Source organism: uncultured Anaerococcus sp., from assembly GCF_947253225.1.
Classification (GTDB): domain Bacteria; phylum Bacillota; class Clostridia; order Tissierellales; family Peptoniphilaceae; genus Anaerococcus.
The window spans coordinates 1-2925 of sequence record NZ_CAMXYR010000102.1; the positions used below are offsets into that span (position 1 = coordinate 1).

Here is a 2925-nt window from a genome sequence, read left to right on the forward strand (position 1 = left end):
TTGATTTCTGATTAACTCTTCCATTAAAGCCAGAATATCCCCTATCAAAAATTTTATTAATATCTTCAGACCTAATACCAATTCCAGTGTCTCTTACCCTTAGCCTATCGCCTGTATAAGTAATTGATATAGATCCTTTTTCTGTATATTTCAAGGCGTTTGCTATAATTTGTTCAAGCATTATAGATAGAAGTTTACCATCACATATTATATTTTTATTAATAGGTTCATAGTTAAGGGAAATTCTTTTATTGATGAATATGATAGAATATTTTTTTAGAATTTCTCTTACTATTTCATCCAAATCCACATAATCTACATCCATATCAGGGCCTCTATTAGAGATTTTAAGGTAGTTTATTGCCATGTTAGTGTATTCTTCAATATAAAAAATCTCTTCCTTTAATTTTTTACTATCTTCATCTGTTTTCTTATCTAAGATAAGCCTTGCAACAGTAATAGGAGTTTTTATTTGATGGGCCCACATAAGAAAATATTCCTCCAAATCCTTCTTATTTCTGATAAAATCAGACCTAAGACTCTTATTTTCAAAAAGCAAGCTCTCATACTTATCTTTTAATTTCAAGTCCTCCTTATACTTAGAAAAATTAATTAACAAATGTATGAGAAAAAGAAAAGTAATTATTTGCAAGGCTAGGAAATAGAAGTTCATATCTAGGTCTGCTAAAATAAAGACCCCTAGAAAAGTCAGGCTAAATATGACAAATAAGAATAAAAATTTGCCTTGGCTTTTAATAAATCCTACTAATCCTTTCATATTTCCTCACTTAAATAATATCCTAAGCCTTTTTTAGTTTGAATTAAATCGGGCTTTCCTAAATCTTTTAATTTCTTCCTCAACCTATTTATATTAACAGCCAAGGTATTATCATCAATAAAATTCTCGCTTTGCCAGCATTTTTCTATTAAATTATCCCTACTTACAATTTCTCCCTTGGCCTGGAACAAACTTTCTAATATCATAAGCTCCGTCCTAGTCAAGGAAATTTCTGTGTTTTTATGACTGACAGTTGCTTTAGATATATTTAAAGAACAAGAGTCATAGAGCAAAATATCATACCCTAACTTATAATCATAACATCTTCTTAGGATAGCTTGAATTTTTGCCCTTGTAACAGCAATATTAATAGGCTTCGTAATATAATCATCTGCTCCAAATTGCATGGCTTGTATTATATCCATAGCTTCTGTGTGGGAAGATATAAAAATTATCGGAACTTTTGATACTTTCCTAAGCTCCTGTGTCCAATAGAAACCATTAAAAGAAGGTAGTGAAATATCCATCAAAACGAGGTCGGGACACTTAGCCATGACCTCATCCTTAACCTTATTAAAATCATCTATTTGCTCTGTATCATATCCCCAGCTTACTAGTTCATCAGCCAAAAGTTTTAAAATATTTTTATCATCCTCAACTATTAATATTTTCATCAATATCCCCTCCTTCTTCTAGGAAAACCGCTATATCTATCTTATACCACTTACCCCTAAGCTCGATTTTCCTAACCTTGGCAAATATGACCTTGCCGTGATCCATAAGTCTTGCAAAAATCACGTTATCAACTTGGGGAACATAGCCAAGCTTATTACCTTGACTATTTTGGATCTTTATAGCTTGGAGATCATATTTATTATTTTCCTCCCTAACAAAATTCAACCTTTCATTTATAGTAAGATTCTCTGCTAATTCCTCAATACCTTCCACATAGGCTGTACCTGCTATGTGTGTATCGAAAAGAAATATTTCTATCTTATGGCTTTTATTTATAGGCTTTCTGGGAACTTTAATTATCTTTAAATAAAACTTATCTTTCATTGTAAAACTCCAGCTTTGTTTTAATATCTTCCTCAAGACCTCTTATTGCTAATTCAAGCGAAGCTATTCTTTTACATAAAATTTGATTTCTTTTATTATAAAGCTTTTTATCAGTTAGAAATCTTTCCAAAGACCATGGATATGATCCTTTAATTTTTTCTATAGTATTAACTATTTCTTCAATTAATTTCTCAAGCCTAAGTTTCTCAGTATACAACATATTGTTAGTAAAAAGAAAATAATTACAAAAAGAATTATCAAGCATATTTGAAACACTAAGAACGAAATCTAAATCATAATTAGAAAAAGCTTCCAAAACCTTGATATATAAATCAGTTTCTGCCTCAGAATTTATATTTAAAAGAGGGTTAATCTTGTCAATAACTTTCTTATAAGCTTTATTGATATCCATAAAGTCTTTAGCAGAAACCACCCTTTTATTTATAAAGCTGTCAATGGCATTCATTCTGGCAAGTTTTTCGCTAATCCTTTTTTCATTAATAGAAAATTTATCAGAAATATAATCGGAAACATATTGAAAATCAATTGGTTGACCTAAATTTGTAAAAAAATCAATTTGTCTATTTTCTTCTTTTAATTTTCTATAAGTCATATGTAGATTAACAAGCTTATACTCCCTAATCCCAAATTCCTTATTATATTTATATTCTATTTCATAAGCCTTATGAGCTTTTAGATCATCATGGTCAAACACTAAATTAATAACCTTATATCTGAGCTCTTTAACTTCATCTCTTAAATTTCTAACATTTGGAAACTCTATAATCTTAGCCATATTACCACTCCTGTATTAATAATAGTTTATATTATTAGGGAAACTTTTACAAGAAGCATATATATAACAGAAATAATAGATATATGCTTTTATATTTTTATGGCTTTGAAATTGGCTCTTTATAAGAATACTTCTCTTCTAATATATATACTTTTTATTTTAGATAACTTATGAATAAAAAAAACGACAAACTTATGCTTGTCGTTTAATAAACGAATTTTATATATACAAATAGAACAAGAATTTACAAACCGAATATTTGTTAATATATTTTGACTTTATCAACTAAATT

At 28.8% G+C, this 2925-nt stretch carries 4 protein-coding genes; all 4 read right to left on the bottom strand.

The window, feature by feature from the left end:
* Window positions 1–586 (bottom strand): HAMP domain-containing sensor histidine kinase (locus Q0W95_RS07795; protein WP_297791552.1); only part of this gene is annotated, 586 nt, incomplete at its 3' end.
* Window positions 587–774: 188 nt separating this feature from the next.
* Window positions 775–1452, bottom strand: coding sequence for a response regulator transcription factor (locus Q0W95_RS07800; RefSeq protein WP_297791554.1), 678 nt, complete (start codon window positions 1450–1452; stop codon window positions 775–777).
* Complete coding sequence (locus Q0W95_RS07805; RefSeq protein ID WP_297791558.1) at window positions 1433–1837, bottom strand: HIRAN domain-containing protein; 405 nt, start codon at window positions 1835–1837, stop codon at window positions 1433–1435. Before Q0W95_RS07805 ends, Q0W95_RS07800 begins: the two co-directional genes overlap by 20 nt.
* Entirely contained in the window at window positions 1827–2633 is an 807-nt protein-coding gene (locus Q0W95_RS07810; RefSeq protein WP_297791561.1) for a hypothetical protein, read from the bottom strand. Before Q0W95_RS07810 ends, Q0W95_RS07805 begins: the two co-directional genes overlap by 11 nt.
* Window positions 2634–2925: the final 292 nt, after the last annotated feature.